The sequence below is a fragment of the Parabacteroides sp. TM07-1AC genome (assembly GCF_003480915.1).
GTDB lineage: Bacteria > Bacteroidota > Bacteroidia > Bacteroidales > Tannerellaceae > Parabacteroides > Parabacteroides chongii.
Genome location: NZ_QUKD01000003.1, coordinates 396,797 through 415,310, shown reverse-complemented (window position 1 = coordinate 415,310; position 18,514 = coordinate 396,797). Strand labels below are relative to the sequence as shown.

The window sequence follows — 18,514 nt, the reverse complement described above, 5'->3', positions numbered from 1 at the left end:
AGTAAAATAAAAAGATCTTTATGCAGCATTATTATTTCTGACAATACTGCACAAAGATCTTACAAAATTAATTAGTTATCGATAATAATACTATCAATAACCCGGATTTTGAATCACAGTACCCTTACTTTCATTAATAACGGACTGAGGCAGCGGCATCAGGTTCATATAATCCTGAGCTGTCACAGATCCTCTGTATTTGCGGGCGTATTCGATATATTTACCGTAACGGATCAAATCTGTGCGACGTGCCCCTTCAAACCAAAGTTCATGACCGCGTTCTTCCAGAACTTTTTCCAGAAAATCGTCGACACCTTTGATATCGGAAAGAGTATAAGTAGAAATGCCAGCACGTGAACGAACCATATTCAATAAGTCGACAGCCTCTTGTGTGACAGCATTACCTTTGCGGACAATTGCTTCAGATAATAAAGTAATGACATCCGCATAACGATATACAATCCAGTCAATCTGACTCTCCTCACCTGTTGCTGCAGGATCTTCCCCGTATTTAACCGGCATAGCGCCTGTTTGTAATACTGTACCCGGATTTTCTTTGTTATAAAGCTTTCCGTCTGTTCCAACAAATTCACCGACCAGAACTTCCAATCGTTTATCATTCTTATCGAAGGTGTCATAGAAATCCCATAAAACACGGTAACCACCCCATTTTTGAATACTTTCATTTTTTGTCGGATACTGACTGGAGAGAACATGGGCTTGCCAGAGTTGCTGGTTTACACTACTACTGCAAATGGCAGCCCAGATCGTTTCTACATTACCTTCATTTTCCAGTGTGAAAATATCTTTGTAGTTACTTACCAAGCCATATCCATATTCCGGCTTCATCAGTTCCCGTCCGCATTCTTCTGCTTTAGCCCAGTTTTTTTCATGCATATACAATTTCATTAATACCGTATATGCCAAACCTCTTGTGAAACGTCCGTAATTACTGTCTGATGATTTATAAGTCGCCGGTAATACTTCGATAGCTGCTTTTAGGTCATTTTCGATGAAAGTAACCATTTCTTCCTGTGAAACACGAGGAATGATCTGTTCTGCCAAAGGATTGTTCAGTTGCTCTAAAGTTGGGATTTGTACGGGACCATAGTAATCATACAATATATAACCTAACCAACCGCGACCACAGAGCACCTCAGCTTCCAGCCGCTTTTTTGTCTCTTCCTTCATTTCAATGCCGGAGATACGATCTAATGCTAAAGTCATTTTTCCGATGTAGTTGATGTAATTCTTATATATCTTCGTCGGGCAATCCGATGAAGGTGTAAAGTTTACATCCAGCAAATCGGGCCAACATACATCATTCCATTGGCAATAACCGATATCTGTCGTCATTTCTGCAATTACATGGACACCTCCATTTGCAGCTGTGAAAAGACCGTCATACCAATTAGAGCGGAAAGGGGCATAGGCGGCAGCCGTAACCAAAGCGTTGGCATCATTTTCATTGACGGGAAAAATATTAGGGTTGATCACATCATACATTTCTGACTCCAGATTCGTACAAGAAGGCAAAAATGCAGTCGTTGCCAGCGATACCGATAATATATATAGTAACTTTTTCATATTATTCTCAATTTAGACTTTAATTAAAATGTTATATCCAATCCCAGGCTGAAACTTCTAACGTTCGGATAAGCCCATACAGAGTTGTCTGTTTCCAGGTCGAGTCCGTTATATGGAGTGATCGTAAACGGATTGTTGATATCTGCATACACACGTATATTTGACAAAACTTTCTTTGACTGTTTCATCGGAATTGTATATCCTAACGTAATGTTACGACAGCGAATGAACCAACTCTTTTCCAAATAATAGTCACCTATCTTACCGGTACTTGTGCTACCTGCAGAAACAGGGCTCTTATCCTGGAAATATCCCGGGCGGGTTGCCGTCGTATTATCATGAGCCCAAACATCCTTTGCTGAAACCGGCATATTATATCCACGATACATATTTACGATACCGGTCATGCCATCAGCTCCGGTCAACCACAAATCTTTATAAGAGCCGATATTCCACAGGGCGAACTGTCCGTAGAAATAAATATTGAAATCGAAGTTTTTATAGCGTAAAGTGTTGTTCAATCCCATCAGATATCCAGGGTCCTTACTTCCGTAAATAACCATATCGGCTTCATCTATCTTTCCATCGGGTTTACCGCTCTTGACCGGGATACCGTGTTTATCCACTTTCATTGTTCCGTCTTCGTTATAGACATAACCATCGAGGTCTTTAATCTTTACCTGTCCGGGGACAGATCCAGTCATCCAGTCAACAGTTTCACCTTCTTGGATCAAACCGTCAGAGACATAACCGAAATAATAACGAATCGGTGCGTTATATTGTGAATAGGCTGCCGGCTTCCATGATGCATCACGGGTTTTCCATTTGTCGCGATAAAATGAGAATGTAAAATCAGAATTCCAACTAAAATCTTTGGTGTCAATGTTTTTGGTATTGATTGTTATTTCGAGACCCTGGCTCTGAGTTTCTCCTATATTCGCAGCAATTTTACCCACTTCATTATAAGAAAGTAACGTACGTTCGCTTAACAAGTCCGATACAACTTTATGGAAATATTCTGCGGTTACATTCAGACGGTTATTCAGGAAACCTAAATCCAAACCGACGTTCCATTCCGTTGTTGTTTCCCATTTCAAGTCCGGGTTACCCATCTGATCCAGATAGACACCGACAGATTCTGTTCCACCGAATTCATTGTTATTTCCTGTCTTATAATAAGAAATGGCTTTGTTTCCGATATTGGAATTACCTGTTTGTCCGAAGCTCAAGCGTAACTTACCATTAGACAACACATCGGTTAACGGACGCATGAACTCTTCCTCCGTAAATCTCCAGCCTAATGCTACGGAGGGGAAATACCCCCAACGGTTATTCTTTGCGAAGTTGGAAGCTCCATCGGCACGTAATGTCGCTGTCAATAAATAACGGTCTTTGAATGAATAATTCACACGACCGAAGAATGATGCCATTTCATCTTTGGATGCAGAAGATCCGACACTGGGTTTCGGATAAGCACCGGCCCCCAAGTTATTATACAGGAATCCGTCGATCAGGAACTGGCTGTTACCTGCCGATAAAGATTCGTCAGTAAAACGCTGGAAAGAATATCCGACCAAAGCGTTCAGGTTATGATTACCAAATTGTTTTGCATAGTTGGCAGTCAGTTCCAACAGATAATCGGATTTGTCATACTGGGCGATATCTGCCTGTCCGTCTTTTTTAGCCCCATAAAGGGTTGTTTTCGGCAGATAAACTTTATGCTTCTGGTAATTACGGTCAATACCTAAGTTCGCTTTCAATGTCAGTTCCTGGATTGGTTTTACTTCAATGAAAGAAGTGGCCAGTAACCGTTCTTTGGTTGTTTTGTCTGTTATTTCAAGTAGCGAAACCGGATTAGGCAGGAATGCTGCTTCGTCATTTAAAATATATTCTCCGTTTTCATCTCTAATACCCAATATCGGATTAAATTGGGCTGCTGCAACCATGATACTGGCATTCTCATTCTGTCCTGAACCTAATGGAACATTATTCATTTGGTTTCTTGACAAAGTCAGGTTTACACCTACTTTTACATATTTGCTGACTACTTGTTCCAGGTTCATACGACCGGTATAGCGCTCCATATCGTTGTTTTTTACAACACCATTCTGTTTGAAGAAGTTGCCTGAGATCAGGTATTTCGTCATATCGGTACCACCATTGATGGAAACATTATGCTGAGTTTGGAAACCTGTACGGGTAATTTCATCGAACCAGTTCGTGTTGTTTGCCGGATTGGCGATCTGGGAATCCGTATAACGGGGAACGTAAGCAGAAGAGGCTTCCGATTCACTCTTGCCTCCATAGACACCGATCTTATTATCTTTCATCCATTGCTCATACTGATAACGGTTTGACTGAGTCATATAATCTTTGGCATTCAACATATCGTAAGAATTAGCCAAAGTTTGAACACTGGCAGTTCCTGAGTAAGTAACTTTGGGAGCTCCGGTCTTACCTTTCTTAGTTGTAACGATAATAACGCCATTACCTGCACGTGCTCCGTAAATAGCTGTAGAACTGGCATCTTTCAGCACTTCTATTGACTCGATATCATTCGGGTTGATAGAGGCCAGAATATTATCGGTTGTACCGCTGGAGTATTTGCCTGTTTTGATTTTATCCTCATTAGGTGCACTTACCGGAAAACCGTCGATGATAATCAACGGGTCGTTACTGGCATTAACAGAAGCGGCACCACGGATACGAAAGTTTGTTCCTCCACCGGGTTGTGCACTTACTGCGCTAACTTGTAAACCGGCTGCTTTACCTGCCAGGGCATGGCTGATAGTTGATACCGTACCGACTGGCGTATCATCCATCTTTACCGAAGCAACAGCTCCTGTCAAGTCTTTCTTTTTCATTGTACCGTAACCGACAACGACTACCTCTTCCAAGGCTTGCGTATCTTCCTTCAGTAAAACATTGATTACATTTTTACCTTTTACGGCTATATCTTGTTGAATATATCCGATAAAGGAGATTTGAAGGATAGCACCATCCGGAACTTCAATGGAGTAGTTTCCATCCATGTCGGTTGTTGTACCATTGGTTGTCCCTTTTTGAATAATATTGGCTCCGGTGATCGGTCCGAAAGCATCGCTGACCGTACCTGTTACCTTGCGTTCCTGTTGTGTTGATGCAATGATAGGTGACGAGGTTTCGTTGGTCAGTACAATGTGGCGGTCTTTGATTGTGTATTTCAAACCGGTTTTCATTGCAATAGCATCCAAAACGTCTTGAATATTGGCATTCTTTTTCGTAATAGAGATTTTTTCATTTTTGTTAATCTCTTCCAGATTATAGAAAAACAGAAATTCAGACTGTTTTTCTATTTGTTTCAACACATTTTCCAATGTTTCATTCTTCGCGGAAACATTCAGTTTCGCAGTCTGTGCATAAGTTGCGGCTACCATCTGTGATAAACAAATGGTTAGCATTAACACGGTTAATTTCATGATTTTTATAGTTCTTTTCAGATTTACGGAAACAACTATACGTTGATTATTCATATTTTTGAACGTTTTAAGATTAAACATCAATTCCACGGCAATGGAAGTTTAATTGAATCACACATTTCAGAAGGGAGGATCCGGCAAGATTTTCCCTTCTTCTTTTTTCTTTCTACTCACTCATGATTATTACAATTTAAAGATTAACAATTAGTTATATTTCATTCATGGTTACATGATGATCTTCTATTTTGTATTTTATCGGTATGGATAAATTGACTATCTCCATAATATCTTTTATACTTTGCCCCCGATAAAAAGTACCTGTAAATGTACGGTTGTATAAATCTTCCGATAGGACAGTGAATTTGACACCGTAAACATGGCTCAGCCTGTCAAGGATCGCTTTGAGGCTTTGTTCGGAGAAATAGTAATATCCTGTCGTCCATGAAGTAAACTGTCTGGCATCTACATGTTGAAGCGAAGATTGTTTTGTATTACGATTATATACAATCTGTTGATCGGGCTTCATTATTGTTGACTGGGACAGATTCATTGTTGTCAATCGAACAGAACCTTCCAATAATGTGGTTATCACCAATGAATCTAGCGGATAAGCCATTACATTGAACTTTGTGCCCAGTGCTTCTATATCCTGTTCATTAGTCTTCACTATGAATGGTTTGTCTTTTTGTTTGGCTACTTCAAAATAGGCTTCTCCTTCCAGATATACGATACGTTTGTCTTTACCGTAATCTTTGTCATAATGAAAGGTCGTTTTAGAACCGAGACTGATATGTGTACCGTCTGGTAATTCTACGACATCGGCCTCCAGACCGTCTCCTCCTATATATCGTGTATAGAAACCTTTCTTTTCATCTTTAAAGAAAGAGAAGAAAAAGGTTGAACTTAAAATAACAGCAACTAATGCTACTGCGGCATAGCTACCGACTTGTCGCCATATATTGAAATGTTGTCTTGATCTTCTTTTATCTAATAGACGATCCCAGCTTTCCTTGACCGTTTGTGTACTGTACGTGGATTTCCCCGCATCAAACATCGCTTTTACTTCGAAGAATTCTTTTTTATTGTTTTCACTCTCATTTATCCACGAGTAAAAACGATTATTTTTATCTGACGCAAGTGTTCCTTGCAGATATCCAATGATTAGTTTTATATGTTCGTTCTCCGGGGTCATTTTTTATTTATTGCATCTAGTGACTTAGTCCTTTATGAACTAAGTAATTTTTCAAATCTCGGAAACAGTCAAAAGAACCACGCAAATTGAAAACTTCAACTCTTTTACTTCTGCTATTTTTGCTCATACTTAATCTAATAGACTGAAGAATATGAAACGTTATGGAAGTATTATCGGTATAAAGCCGGAAAAACTGGAGGAATACAAGAAATTACATGCTGCCGTATGGCCGGCGGTACTGGCTATGATCCGGGAGTGTAATATCCGCAATTACTCAATTTATTATAAAGACGGGCTGCTGTATAGCTATTATGAATATATCGGAAATGACTATGAAAAGGATATGCAACGAATGGCTGCCGATCCGACCACACAGGAATGGTGGAAACTCACTGATCCCTGTCAGCAACCCATAGAGAACCGTGCACCCGGAGAATGGTGGGCGGCCATGGAAGAAGTTTTCCATACGGACTGAATATAGTGCCTCTTTCGAAATAAACAAGCTTTAAATATTATTGAACATGAATGACATTATTAGTAAACTTGGCGAATGCGTGGAATTCGGCAAGATCAATTTGGCGTCGCCCTATCCGCCAGCAATGAAAGGGTTGCCCGGTGCGGATGAACTGACCCGTGAGGCTTTGGAGAGCGGCTTATCTCCTCAATCGGTACTGAATGATGCTCTGATCCCGGCAATGAACCGGGTCGGTAATAAGTTTACGGAAGGAAAGATATTCGTACCGCAGATGTTGCTGTCGGCTAAAGCGATGAACAGTGCCATGAAACACCTGAAACCCTATTTTCAGAATGGTGAGATCAAACGTAAAGGAGTATTTGTTATCGGTACCGTTATGGGCGACTTGCACGATATCGGCAAGAACCTGACGGGTATGATGGTGGAAGGTGCCGGTTGGGAAGTGATCGACCTGGGGACGGATGTGCCGGCCGAGAAGTATATTCAGGCATTGGACGAACATCCGGGAGCTGTTTGCGGCATGTCTGCCTTGCTGACTACAACCATGAGTAATATGCAACCGATGATCGCCACTATCCGGGCAAAATATCCCGAGACTAAAGTCGTTGTCGGTGGAGCTCCGTTGAATGCAGAGTTTGCACAAAAGATCGGAGCGGATGCTTATGCCCGTGATCCGCAGGATAATATTAACTGGTTGGATTCAATCGTAGCCTGATAACGTATGAATAAGTTTATCAAACAATTACAGGATAGTGACAAACGGATCGCTATCCCTATTATGACCCATCCCGGTATTGAAGCGATCGGGAAGAAGGTGATCGACGCTGTTACGGATGGAAATGTGCACTATCAGGCAATCAGGAATGTGACGGAAACTTACCATACAACAGCTTGTACCGTCATTATGGATTTGACAGTCGAGGCAGAGGCCTTTGGTTGTACGATCAATATGCCGGAACATGAAGTGCCTAGTGTTACGGGCAGACTGGTATATGATGAAGATACCGTGAACAATCTGCAGGTTCCCTCTTTATCTGCCGGCCGAATGCCGGAATACCTGAAAGCAAACCGCCTGGCTGTTGAAAACATAAAAGACAAACCTGTTCTGTCCGGTTGTATCGGTCCTTTCTCTTTGGCGGGTAGGCTCTACGATATGTCAGAAATTATGGTCGGTATTTATATCGAACCGGATGTGATAAAAACATTATTGGATAAATGTACAGCTTATATTACCGCTTATTGTCGGGAACTGAAAGCGATTGGTGCTACAGGTGTGATTATGGCTGAACCGGCTGCCGGTTTACTTTCCAATGAAGACTGTCAGGAGTATTCGACTGTCTATGTCCGGCAGATAGTGGAGGCGGTACAGGATGAAGACTTTACTGTGATCTTACATAATTGCGGAAATAGAGGACAATGCACCCAAGCAATGATCGATTCCGGAGCCGCAGCTTTACATTTCGGAAATGCAGTGGATATGGTTGAGACACTGGAACAATGTCCGTCAGACCTTATCGTGATGGGAAACATCGATCCTGTCGGTATCCTGAAGCAAGCCACTTCAGAAGAGGTGTACCGGGCTACAGCCGATCTATTATCAAAAACATCGCAGTATAAAAACTTTGTTATCTCTTCCGGTTGTGATATGCCACCTTTGGTTCCGGATGCGAATATCAAAGCGTTCTATCAGGCAATAGCTGATTTTAATAAAGGAAGATGATGTTCCGGTCATATACATTTTCGTTTGAAGAGGTTCGTCCGGAAATACCGGTATTGATGGAATACCTCCAGATTCCCGATTCGGAGAGTTATGTTCTCGTTGCGGAGATTGTGGAGAGAACCTTTGACGAATTGAAAGATTCGAAAGAGATCATCGGAGGATATCGTCTGCTGGATTGTCCGGAAGTAAATGTAAAAGAAGGAATAGTCAATGGTTCTTCGGGATGTTTGCATACAGGACGTAAAATCAGTGGTTATATGCAAGGTGCTGATCGGATCGCTTTATTTCTTTGTACGGCGGGGAAAACTTTTACTGAGTTGTCGCATGCCTATCAACAGAATAGCGATTTTCTGGAAGCATTTGTTGTCGAGTCGATTGGCTCGGCAACCGTTGAGAATGCGATGGATAAGGTGCAGCTGTATTTGGAAAAGGAGATGATGAACCAGGGGAAGAAGATCACGAACCGTTATAGTCCCGGTTATTGCGAATGGCCACTCTCTGGACAGCGTGATCTGTTTGCCTATATCGGCGATCATCCGACCGGGATCACGATCAATGAATCTTGCCTGATGCAGCCGATCAAATCGGTTAGCGGAATTATAGGAATAGGGGATGAGGTTAGAAAACGATCTTATGGCTGTGACATTTGCAACAGTACCTCTTGTGCGTATCGGAATATTAGAGAGAAAAACCAATAAGAGTTATGACATTTGAATTATTATTTGGAATCGGGCTGATTGCTATGGGAGCTTTCTCCTCAGGAAGTTTTTCGATTCCCTTCGGAAGAACCCGTAACTGGGCTTGGGAGAATTATTGGCTGATATATAGTTTGTTTGCTTATGTGATTGTCCCTGTAGTGGCATGTTATGTTTTTTGTCCGGGCTTTATGAATGTGCTGTCTGGGATTCCGGCACAGACATTGGGATGGATCTTTATATTAGGTTTTATCTATGGCGTTTGTAATCTGACATTCGGACTTTCCCTGCGTTATCTGGGACTTTCGTTGGGCTTCTCGCTCTCTTTGGGGTTGATGATGATACTGGGGACGATCATTCCTCCGGCTATCGACGGGCGGTTGAGCGTTCTTCTGCAACAATCCGGTGGAACGATGTTGATAGCAGGTCTGTTGATTGCCGCAGTCGGTATAGCTTTGAGTGGATATGCCGGTTATCGGAAAGATAAAGGAGCCGGACCGGAAGCGAATCCGGAACTTGATTTCAAGAAAGGATTGCTATTGGTTCTATTCGTCGGCATAACCGGTGCGTCGCAAGCCTTAGGAATAGAGCAGGGTACAGAAATTTCGTCTGCAATAATTGCTTCGGGTGTCAATCCCTTGTTCCAGACATTGCCTGTCTTTCCTATTTTGTTTGGTGGCTCTTTTCTGGCTACTGCGTTATGGTGCCTGTTTCTGTCGAAGAGGAATAATAACCTGAAAGCCTTTATGAAAACAAAGGAGGTTGGCGTTTTGAGTAATTATCTCTATTGTGCTTTGGCGGGCTTTCTTTGGTTTATCAACTTTATCTTTTTCGGTATGGGGAAAAGCCGGATGGGTGAGTTCTCGTTTACGGCTTGGGGAATTATGATGTCGTTGACCATTGTCTTTGCCACCCTTTGGGGATTGTATCGCGGAGAATGGAAAGCTACGGATACAAAGACAAAAGCCTGGATGTATGCAGGACTGGTTGTATTAGTGATTGCTTCTTTCGTGATAGGGATGAGCGGAGGAGAGTGAGGGGAATTAAAAATTGAAAATTGAGAATTGAAAATTATGACTTCAAGAGAACGTGTTTTATCAGCTATAGCTCATAAAGAGCCCGACCGTGTTCCGGTCGATATGGGAGCAACTCCCAGTTCAGGTATCTCGGCAATTGCCTACTCCAATTTGCTGAAACATTTAGGACGGACCGATTTGCCGGTGCAAATATACGACGTCGTGCAACAACTGGCACAACCGGATATGTCGTTGATCGATCAGTTCGGTATCGATGTCCTCGATATTGGGCGGACGTTTAATGTACAACCATCCGACTGGCACGAAACAATATTGGCTAACGGAGATAAGGCTTTATATCCTGCCTGGTTCCACCCGATAGAACAGCCGAATGGCTCTTATCACTGCTATGATACGGACGGAAAGCGGGTATTGGCAATGATGCCGAAAGGTGCTACCTTCTTTGACCAGTCTTATTTCCCTTATGTGGATGGCTATCCCGACAGCTATGATAGTCTGGATGACGAGATGGGGCGTGTCCTTTGGTCGCGTTACGTGCACAGTCCCTGGGATCATGCTGCCGATGATGGTTTCTGGGAGCAGTTGAGAGCAAATGCTTTGCATTTGCGGGAAACAACGGATAAGGCATTGATGATCGTCTGTGGTTGTAACCTTTTTGAATGGGGTACTTTCCTGCGCCGGATGGATAATTTCCTGATGGACCTGCTTTGTGATCCGGATCAGGTGGAGCGTGTATTGGATGAATTACTGGAACGCCACCTGGCAACATTGGAAAAGGTCTGTGCTTCAGTCGGTGATGTTGTAGACATTATCCGTTTCGGGGATGACCTCGGAATGACGACCGGTCCGTTCATGGATCCGGATACTTATAAGACTCTTTTCAAACCCCGCCATAAGCAGTTATGTGATTATGTCAAATCACATAGCCGGATGCATACTTTTATCCATTCCTGTGGCTCTATCTCTTCATTGATGCCCCATATGATCGAGGCAGGGATCGAAGTATTCAACCCGGTACAAACCAATGCCGTGGATATGTCCCCAGAGTTCCTGAAAAAAGAATTCGGACAGGATTGTACTTTCTGGGGCGGTGGCGTAGAAACCGTCGGTACATTGAATAACGGTACGCCGGATCAGGTGCGTGAACAGGTGTTGGAGCGTTTGGAGATCATGTCGTCCGGTGGTGGCTTTGTCTTTAATACTGTACATAATATACTTCCGGATGTTCCACCGAAAAATATTATCGCCATGTTTGATGCGGTAAAAGAATTTAATAAAAAATAGAAGGGGAATGAAATGTAATTTAAATCTATTGCTTTTGGGAGGATTAACATTGTGTATGGCTTGTACATCGGGAAATAAGTATGTCCCCGATACTACCCGTGTAGCCTCTCCAAAAGGAACAGACTTGTATCAACCAGATTCGGCATCTATTGCTCAAAGTTATAAGATTCCGGATTGGTTTCGTGATGGTAAATTTGGAATATTCATTCATTGGGGACCAGCTTCTGTTCCGGCTTTCGATGGTTGGTATGCCCGTGGCATGTATGATAAGGACAGTCATGTGCATCAGCATCATCTAAAAAAATATGGTCCGGTCACAGAGTTCGGTTATAAAGAATTTATACCCATGTTCAAAGCTGAAAAGTTTGATCCCTGGGCCTGGGCAAGACTTTTTAAAGAAGCAGGGGCTACTTATGTCGTGCCCGTAGCAGAACACCATGATGGTTTTGCGTTGTATAACAGTACATTTAACCCATGGAATTCTGTAAAGATGGGACCGAAGAGAGATTTAATGAAAGAATTGAAGGATGCTATTCAGGGAGAGAACCTGCATTTTGGTCTTTCATCTCATCGTGCTGAACATTGCTGGTTTTATAACAAAGGAATGGAAATTCCTTCTGATGTGCAAGATACGACTATTTCTTTGTATGGGGAACGCATCGAAGCTCCTGATGGAGGAACACTTGATCCTGTTTATGATAAATTCCCGGGTTCTAATGAACATTCTCGGCAAAACTGGTTGACGCATATGTACGAGTTGATCGACCAGTATCAACCGGAGCTTCTTTATTTTGACTGGACAGTCGGTAAGCAACCGTTTCAAGAAACGTTCTATAAATTTCTGGCTTATTATTACAATAATGCAGTCGACTGGAATAAGGAAGTTGTCGTAAATACTAAATTTGGATATGGTGACAATATTCAGGTATTTGATATAGAACGGGGAAAAAGTGATGAAATCCGTCCGTACCCTTGGCAAACAGATACTTCGATCGGTAAAGTCTTTTGGTTTTATATGGAAGATGAAAATGATTTGAAATCGACCAACCATATCATTGATGACTTAGTAGATATTGTGAGCAAAAACGGGAATTTATTATTGAATGTCGGTCCCAAAGCCGATGGTACGATTCCGGAAAAACAGCAGAAGGTCTTACATGAAATTGGAGACTGGCTGAAAGTGAACGGAGAAGCAATTTATGGAACACGGCCATGGGTTGTTTCTGGGGAAGGAAATAATAAAAGTGAATATGGGTATATGACGGATAACAAGCAAGCTGAATATACATCACAGGATATCCGGTTCACAACGAAAGGAGAGACCTTGTATGCTATTTCGTTGGCTTGGTCAGACGATCGGATTTTCATTCATTCGTTAGCTAAAAAAGCTGATCCCGACAGAAAGATTACATCTGTATCCATGCTGGGCAGTGACGAAATGCTTGAATGGAAACATACAGAGGAGGGTTTAGAGGTTAAGTACCCGACTCGCAAACCGTCAAACTTCGCACATGTATTGAAGATTGAGTAGAAAAAAAGGTGTGAGGTGTTATTTATATCAACAATCCTCACGCCTCTTTTTTATGACATATTCGATTTAGTGTTTTGCGGAATCAAATGTTTTCCTAAATTTGAAACTTCATATGGAGATAAATCACAACAAATCGGAAAATGAGCTTTGGTCGAGTTTCAGAAACGGGGATAACAGTAGCTTTGAACTCATGTATAGGAGGTATGCGGATGTTTTATTTCGATATGGTATTCAGTTTACCTCAAATGAAGCACTGGTCAAAGATGCAATTCATGATGTATATGTAAAACTGTATAATGATAGGCTATATTTAAAAACAGAGGTCAACATCAAATTTTATTTATTTTCTTGTTTAAAGAATCACTTGTATAATCTGTTGAAACGTGAATTGTTTTTTGATAACATTGATATAGAGGAAAATGAATATTTGGATCCTGGCGCAGAAGAGCAGGTGACAATGATCTTAAGCCAAAATGAATTGAAACAGAGGGTTCGGAAAGTTCTGAGTTTGTTGACTGACCACCAACGAGAAATTATTTACTATCGGTATATAGAAGAACTTTCGACAGAAGAAATAGCAATACTGATGAATATGAATTACCAATCTGTCCAAAATTCCATACAACGCTCCCTCAAGAAAATACGGGAATCTTTTCCTATGTTGATTTTTTTCTTCATTTGTTATAAAAAAATCGTTTTTTGTTGAGTATAAATCTTCCGTTCGATTGTATTCATTATAGAGAAATCTTAAAAATATAATCGGGAATGATAGATAAAGACTATACAGGCTATTCGATGGAACAGTTATTAGAGGATGATTTTTTTCTGGAATCATTTTTTAGTCCGACTGTTTATTCTCAGACTTTTTGGGAAGAGCTGATTCATAAGAATGAGGCTTTAGCTAAAGAGATTGCGTATGCGAATGCTGTCCTAGCTTCTATTCCCTATCGTAAATCTGTTTTTTCAGAGGAAGATAAAGATTCCTTGTGGAAGCGTATTGATACAACAAGCCATAAAAAGCGATTATATAAGTTCTGGTATTCATCGGCAGCAGCAATAGTCGGCTTGTTGCTGGCAATTGGAGGAGTTTATTATGCGGATCATTATGCAGAAGCAGATTTAACAGCTATAGAAAAAGTTCAAAAACCTGAATCTTCGACAGAAGCGATTCAGTTAATTCTGGCAGAAGAGAAAAAGGTGGAAATAGAGGAAAATTCACGTTTACAGTATAATAAGAAAGGTGAATTACATATTAATACTCAAAAAGTAGCGACAACTCAAGAAAAAGAGACTGATTATCAAACGAAAAAAGAACCGGTTTATAATCAATTGGTAGTTCCGGTTGCTAAAAGAACTTTTTTAGAACTGGCTGATGGGTCGAAAATTTGGGTGAATGCAAATACGCGAGTTGTTTACCCTGTAACCTTTGAGAAAAAGAAGCGTGAAATTTATGTTGACGGTGAAATTTATATAGAAGTATATCCGGATAAGGAGCGCCCATTTATTGTTAAATCGAAAAAGATGGATATCCAGGTGCTGGGAACGAAATTCGATGTTTCAGCCTATGAGTCTAAGCAGGAAGTATCGGTCGTTCTTGTGTCGGGAAAAGTAAATGTAAAAACGGATAATCGTATTGAATCTGTTTTGAAGCCGACTGATCGGCTTTCATATAAAAAAGGAACTACGGATATTCAAACAGTAAATGTTGAGAATTACATTTCTTGGAAAGATGGATTTTATACGTTTGATAATGAATGTTTTTCCACTGTTTTGGACAAATTGTCCGATTATTACGGGAAAAAATTTGAGTATAGTGTTGCCGCAGGAGCTTTACGTTGTTCTGGCTCTTTGAATCTGGATGAAGATATGGTAAAAGTATTGACGGGTTTAGAGTCGACCATGCCAGTCAATTTTACAATAGAGAGAGAATCAGTATCAGTAATTGTTAAACCATAAAAAATATGAATATGACGTAGTAATGCCTTGAAAAACAAAACCGGATAATAGTGGGTATTATCCGGCTGTAAATTTAAAAGAAAGAATTCTGCTAAAATTCTTTCCAGTTAAATCAAAAATCAATACAAATGTATGAAAAACAAACGAATAAATAGCGTAGGAATACGTGATTTCAGAAAGTTAAAATGTATTATAGTTGCCTGTCTGGTGGCAACATCCTGTTGGGCTGTCGATTTCTCAGCGAAATTAGCCTATTCTCAAAAGACCCAGATATCCTTAAATCTTTCCAATAAAACACTAAAGGAAGTGTTTAAAGAGATCGAAAAAAACAGTGAGTTTGTGATCTTTTATTACGAAGGAGTTGTAGATTCCAATAAGCGAGTAAAGCTTAATGTCAAGAAACAAACGGTTGATAAGATTCTTGATACTTTATTTGAAGGGACTGACAATACTTATAATATTGTTGACAAGCAGATTTATATTACTAAAAAAGAAGATAAAGGGAAGGGAAACGCTTCTTTACCAATCACTCAACAACAAAAAAAGATTACTGGTAAGGTTATAGATGAATTGGGAGAACCTTTACCTGGTGTTGCCATTCAGGTGAAAGGTACCCCACGTGGGGTAACAACTGACATCGATGGCTCCTTCTCCATCGATGTCAGAGATACTGATATACTAGTCTTTTCTTATTTGGGAATGCAGGATCAGGAAGTTGCTGTTGCGAATAAAAAGCAGTTGTTTGTTACGATGAAGGAAAAAACCGATATGTTAGAGGAAGTGACAGTTGTTGCTTTTGCTAAACAGAAGAAAGAATCGGTGATATCTTCTATTACAAGCGTAAAACCGAGTGAGTTGAAAGTTCCTAGTAGTAACTTGACTACTTCCCTTGCCGGGCGTGTTTCTGGTTTAATAGCTTATCAGAGGAGTGGTGAACCGGGACAGGATAATGCGGAGTTCTTTATCCGTGGGGTTACAACTTTCGGTTATAAGAAAGATCCTCTTATTCTGTTAGATAACAACGAAATATCATCTTCTGATTTGTCGAAAATTCAACCGGATGATATTGCTAGTTTTAATATTATGAAAGATGCGGCTGCTACTGCTTTATATGGTTCTCGTGGTGCAAATGGTGTTATTCTGGTTACAACTAAAGAGGGAACAGAAGGAAAAGCTCGTTTTAATATTCGCTTTGAAGAATCAATGTCAACTCCTACCCAAATGATTAAGTTAGCTGATCCTGTTACATACATGAAATTACATAATGAAGCAATCACAACCCGTGATCCACTGGGAGTAACTCTTTATTCACAACAAAAAATTGAAAATACGATAGCAGGGAAGAATCCGTATGTGTATCCAGCTAATGATTGGTATAATACTCTGTTTAAAGATATGGCTCATAGTCAGAGGCTTAATTTTAATTTGAGTGGTGGTGGAAAGGTGGCTCGTTATTATTTGGCAGGTACATATAATACCGATAATGGAAATTTAAAAGTTGACAAAAAGAATAATTTTAATAATAATGTGAAACTGAATCGTTACATGTTGCGTAGTAATGTAAATATTAATGTAACAAAAACGACGGAGGTTAAAGTTAGATTGCAGGGTATATTTGATGATTATTCAGGTCCTTTAACTGGTGGTTCTGATATGTACAAAATGGTAATGAATTCTAATCCAGTGTTATTTCCTCCTTATTATGTTCCGGACGTAGCAAATCAATATACCAATCATATTTTATTTGGTAATTATGATAAGGCACAGTATACTAATCCATATGCGGAAATGGTAAAAGGATATAAGGAATATTCAACATCTCAAATGTTTGCTCAGGTTGAATTGGAACAAGATTTGAGCTTCTTTACAAAGGGACTTTCTTTTAGAGGGTTGTTCAATACAAACCGTTACTCATATTTTGATGTACAGCGATACTATAATCCGTTTTATTACCAAGTTGGTATATATGATAAGTTAAAAGATGAATATACTTTGGATGTATTAAATGACCAATCTGGTACAGAATATCTTGATTATAAAGAAGGAACAAAAAATGTTACATCATCAATTTATTTTGAAGGTGCATTAAACTGGAATAGAGTATTTAAGGAAAAGCATAATACTGGAGCTATGTTGGTCTTTACTATGCGAGAATCACTAGCTGCTAATGCAGGAGACTTGCAAAAATCTTTGCCTACGCGTAATTTGAATTTAGCTGGTCGTTATACATATGCTTATGATAATCGTTATTTCTTTGAGTTCAATTTTGGATATAATGGTTCTGAACGTTTTTCTAAAAAAGAACGTTTTGGTTTCTTTCCCTCAGGAGGTTTAGGATGGGTTGTTTCAAATGAAAAATTTTACAAAGACGAATGGAAGAAAGTTGTGAATAAATTGAAATTGAAAGCTACTTACGGTTTGGTTGGAAATGACGCTATTGGTAATGAAGAAGACCGTTTCTTCTATTTGTCTAATGTTAATATGAATAATAAAGATAAAGGTTTTTATTTTGGAACATTGGGTAATGCTGGAGGATATTATCAGAATGGCGTTTCTATTTCACGTTATGCGAATGATGAAATTACTTGGGAAATAGCGAGAAAAGCAAATTATGGAATAGAGTTAGGACTGTTTGATAAAGTCGAAATTCAGGCCGACTATTTTACGGAAAATCGTTGGAATATATTGATGGATCGTGCCTATATTCCAGAAACAATGGGATTACAAAGTGCTTTGAAGGCGAATGTTGGTGAAGCTAAAAGTTCCGGTTTTGATATGTCAGTAGATTATAATCATTCAATCAATAAAGATTTTTGGGTAACAGGACGAGCTAATTTTACTTATGCAACCAGTGAATTTAGTGTATATGAAGAGCCTGATTATAGTAAAACTCCATGGAGGTCGATGGTTGGTCGATCTTTAAATCAGACATACGGATATGTTGCAGAACGCTTATTTATTGATGAGGAAGATATACGTAATTCTCCGACTCAGTTTGGAGAATATATGCCTGGAGATATTAAATATAAGGATATTAATGATGACGGACAGATTACTGAAATAGACATGGTTCCTATTGGTTATCCGACTAGTCCGGAAATAGTGTATGGTTTTGGTCTTTCTACTGGCTATAAAGATCTTGATTTTTCCTTTTTCTTTCAAGGACTGGCTAGAGAGTCTTTCTGGATTGATATAGCAAAAACATCGCCTTTTATAAATAACCAGGGGGCTTTGTTAGAGGCTTACGCAAATGATCATTGGGCAGAAGATAATCGTAATACTCAAGCGTTATGGCCAAGATTATCTAACACTGTGATTGAGAATAATAATCAACCATCTACATGGTTTATGCAAAATGGAGGGTTTTTACGTTTGAAATCCGTGGAATTGGGTTATCGTCTTCCTCAATCTTTTTTGAAAAAGATCCATGTCGCAGATTTGCGCCTTTATTTAAGCGGTACTAATTTACTTACATTTTCTAAATTTAAGTTATGGGATCCGGAAATGGGAGGTGAAGGATTAGGCTATCCTGTTCAGAAGGTGTATAATATTGGACTTCAATTATCATTTTAAATACAC

At 39.9% G+C, this 18,514-nt stretch carries 13 protein-coding genes; 10 read left to right on the top strand and 3 right to left on the bottom strand.

Translation table 11 applies throughout. The features are described 5' to 3' along the window. Window positions 1-93: 93 nt before the first annotated feature. The 3 genes from DXD68_RS09380 to DXD68_RS09370 all read right to left on the bottom strand — a co-directional run bounded on the left by DXD68_RS09380 (window position 94) and on the right by DXD68_RS09370 (window position 6,237). Window positions 94-1,587 (bottom strand): RagB/SusD family nutrient uptake outer membrane protein, encoded by a 1,494-nt coding sequence (locus DXD68_RS09380; RefSeq protein ID WP_122361382.1) that lies wholly within the window; start codon window positions 1,585-1,587, stop codon window positions 94-96. A gap of 23 nt (window positions 1,588-1,610) precedes the next feature. Continuing rightward, on the bottom strand, window positions 1,611-5,099 hold the full coding sequence (locus tag DXD68_RS09375; protein WP_199715598.1) for a SusC/RagA family TonB-linked outer membrane protein: 3,489 nt from the start codon (window positions 5,097-5,099) through the stop codon (window positions 1,611-1,613). 154 nt (window positions 5,100-5,253) lie between these two features. Continuing rightward, window positions 5,254-6,237 (bottom strand): FecR family protein, encoded by a 984-nt coding sequence (locus DXD68_RS09370; protein ID WP_122361380.1) that lies wholly within the window; start codon window positions 6,235-6,237, stop codon window positions 5,254-5,256. A 151-nt stretch (window positions 6,238-6,388) separates the two neighbouring features. Here DXD68_RS09370 and DXD68_RS09365 point away from each other — a divergent pair, with 151 nt between their 5' ends. From DXD68_RS09365 to DXD68_RS09320, 10 genes are all read left to right on the top strand, one after another. Beyond that, window positions 6,389-6,712, top strand: coding sequence for an L-rhamnose mutarotase (locus tag DXD68_RS09365; RefSeq protein ID WP_122361379.1), 324 nt, complete (start codon window positions 6,389-6,391; stop codon window positions 6,710-6,712). Window positions 6,713-6,758: 46 nt separating this feature from the next. Then, a complete protein-coding gene (locus DXD68_RS09360; RefSeq protein ID WP_122361378.1) occupies window positions 6,759-7,427 on the top strand; it encodes a B12-binding domain-containing protein in 669 nt (222 codons plus the stop codon). Between the two features lie 6 nt (window positions 7,428-7,433). Beyond that, a complete protein-coding gene (locus DXD68_RS09355; protein WP_122361377.1) occupies window positions 7,434-8,432 on the top strand; it encodes a uroporphyrinogen decarboxylase family protein in 999 nt (332 codons plus the stop codon). Next, window positions 8,429-9,130 (top strand): vitamin B12 dependent-methionine synthase activation domain-containing protein, encoded by a 702-nt coding sequence (locus DXD68_RS09350; RefSeq protein WP_233577060.1) that lies wholly within the window; start codon window positions 8,429-8,431, stop codon window positions 9,128-9,130. Before DXD68_RS09355 ends, DXD68_RS09350 begins: the two co-directional genes overlap by 4 nt. A gap of 5 nt (window positions 9,131-9,135) precedes the next feature. Further along, entirely contained in the window at window positions 9,136-10,164 is a 1,029-nt protein-coding gene (locus DXD68_RS09345; protein ID WP_122361376.1) for an L-rhamnose/proton symporter RhaT, read from the top strand. 36 nt (window positions 10,165-10,200) lie between these two features. Next, on the top strand, window positions 10,201-11,448 hold the full coding sequence (locus DXD68_RS09340; RefSeq protein WP_122361375.1) for a uroporphyrinogen decarboxylase family protein: 1,248 nt from the start codon (window positions 10,201-10,203) through the stop codon (window positions 11,446-11,448). A gap of 7 nt (window positions 11,449-11,455) precedes the next feature. After that, window positions 11,456-12,979 (top strand): alpha-L-fucosidase, encoded by a 1,524-nt coding sequence (locus DXD68_RS09335; protein WP_122361374.1) that lies wholly within the window; start codon window positions 11,456-11,458, stop codon window positions 12,977-12,979. 112 nt (window positions 12,980-13,091) lie between these two features. Then, window positions 13,092-13,685, top strand: a complete 594-nt coding sequence (locus DXD68_RS09330; RefSeq protein ID WP_122361373.1) for an RNA polymerase sigma factor — start codon at window positions 13,092-13,094, stop codon at window positions 13,683-13,685. Between the two features lie 59 nt (window positions 13,686-13,744). Continuing rightward, window positions 13,745-14,935 (top strand): FecR family protein, encoded by a 1,191-nt coding sequence (locus tag DXD68_RS09325; protein WP_122361372.1) that lies wholly within the window; start codon window positions 13,745-13,747, stop codon window positions 14,933-14,935. A 132-nt stretch (window positions 14,936-15,067) separates the two neighbouring features. Beyond that, complete coding sequence (locus DXD68_RS09320; RefSeq protein ID WP_122361371.1) at window positions 15,068-18,508, top strand: TonB-dependent receptor; 3,441 nt, start codon at window positions 15,068-15,070, stop codon at window positions 18,506-18,508. The last annotated feature ends 6 nt before the right edge of the window (window positions 18,509-18,514 follow it).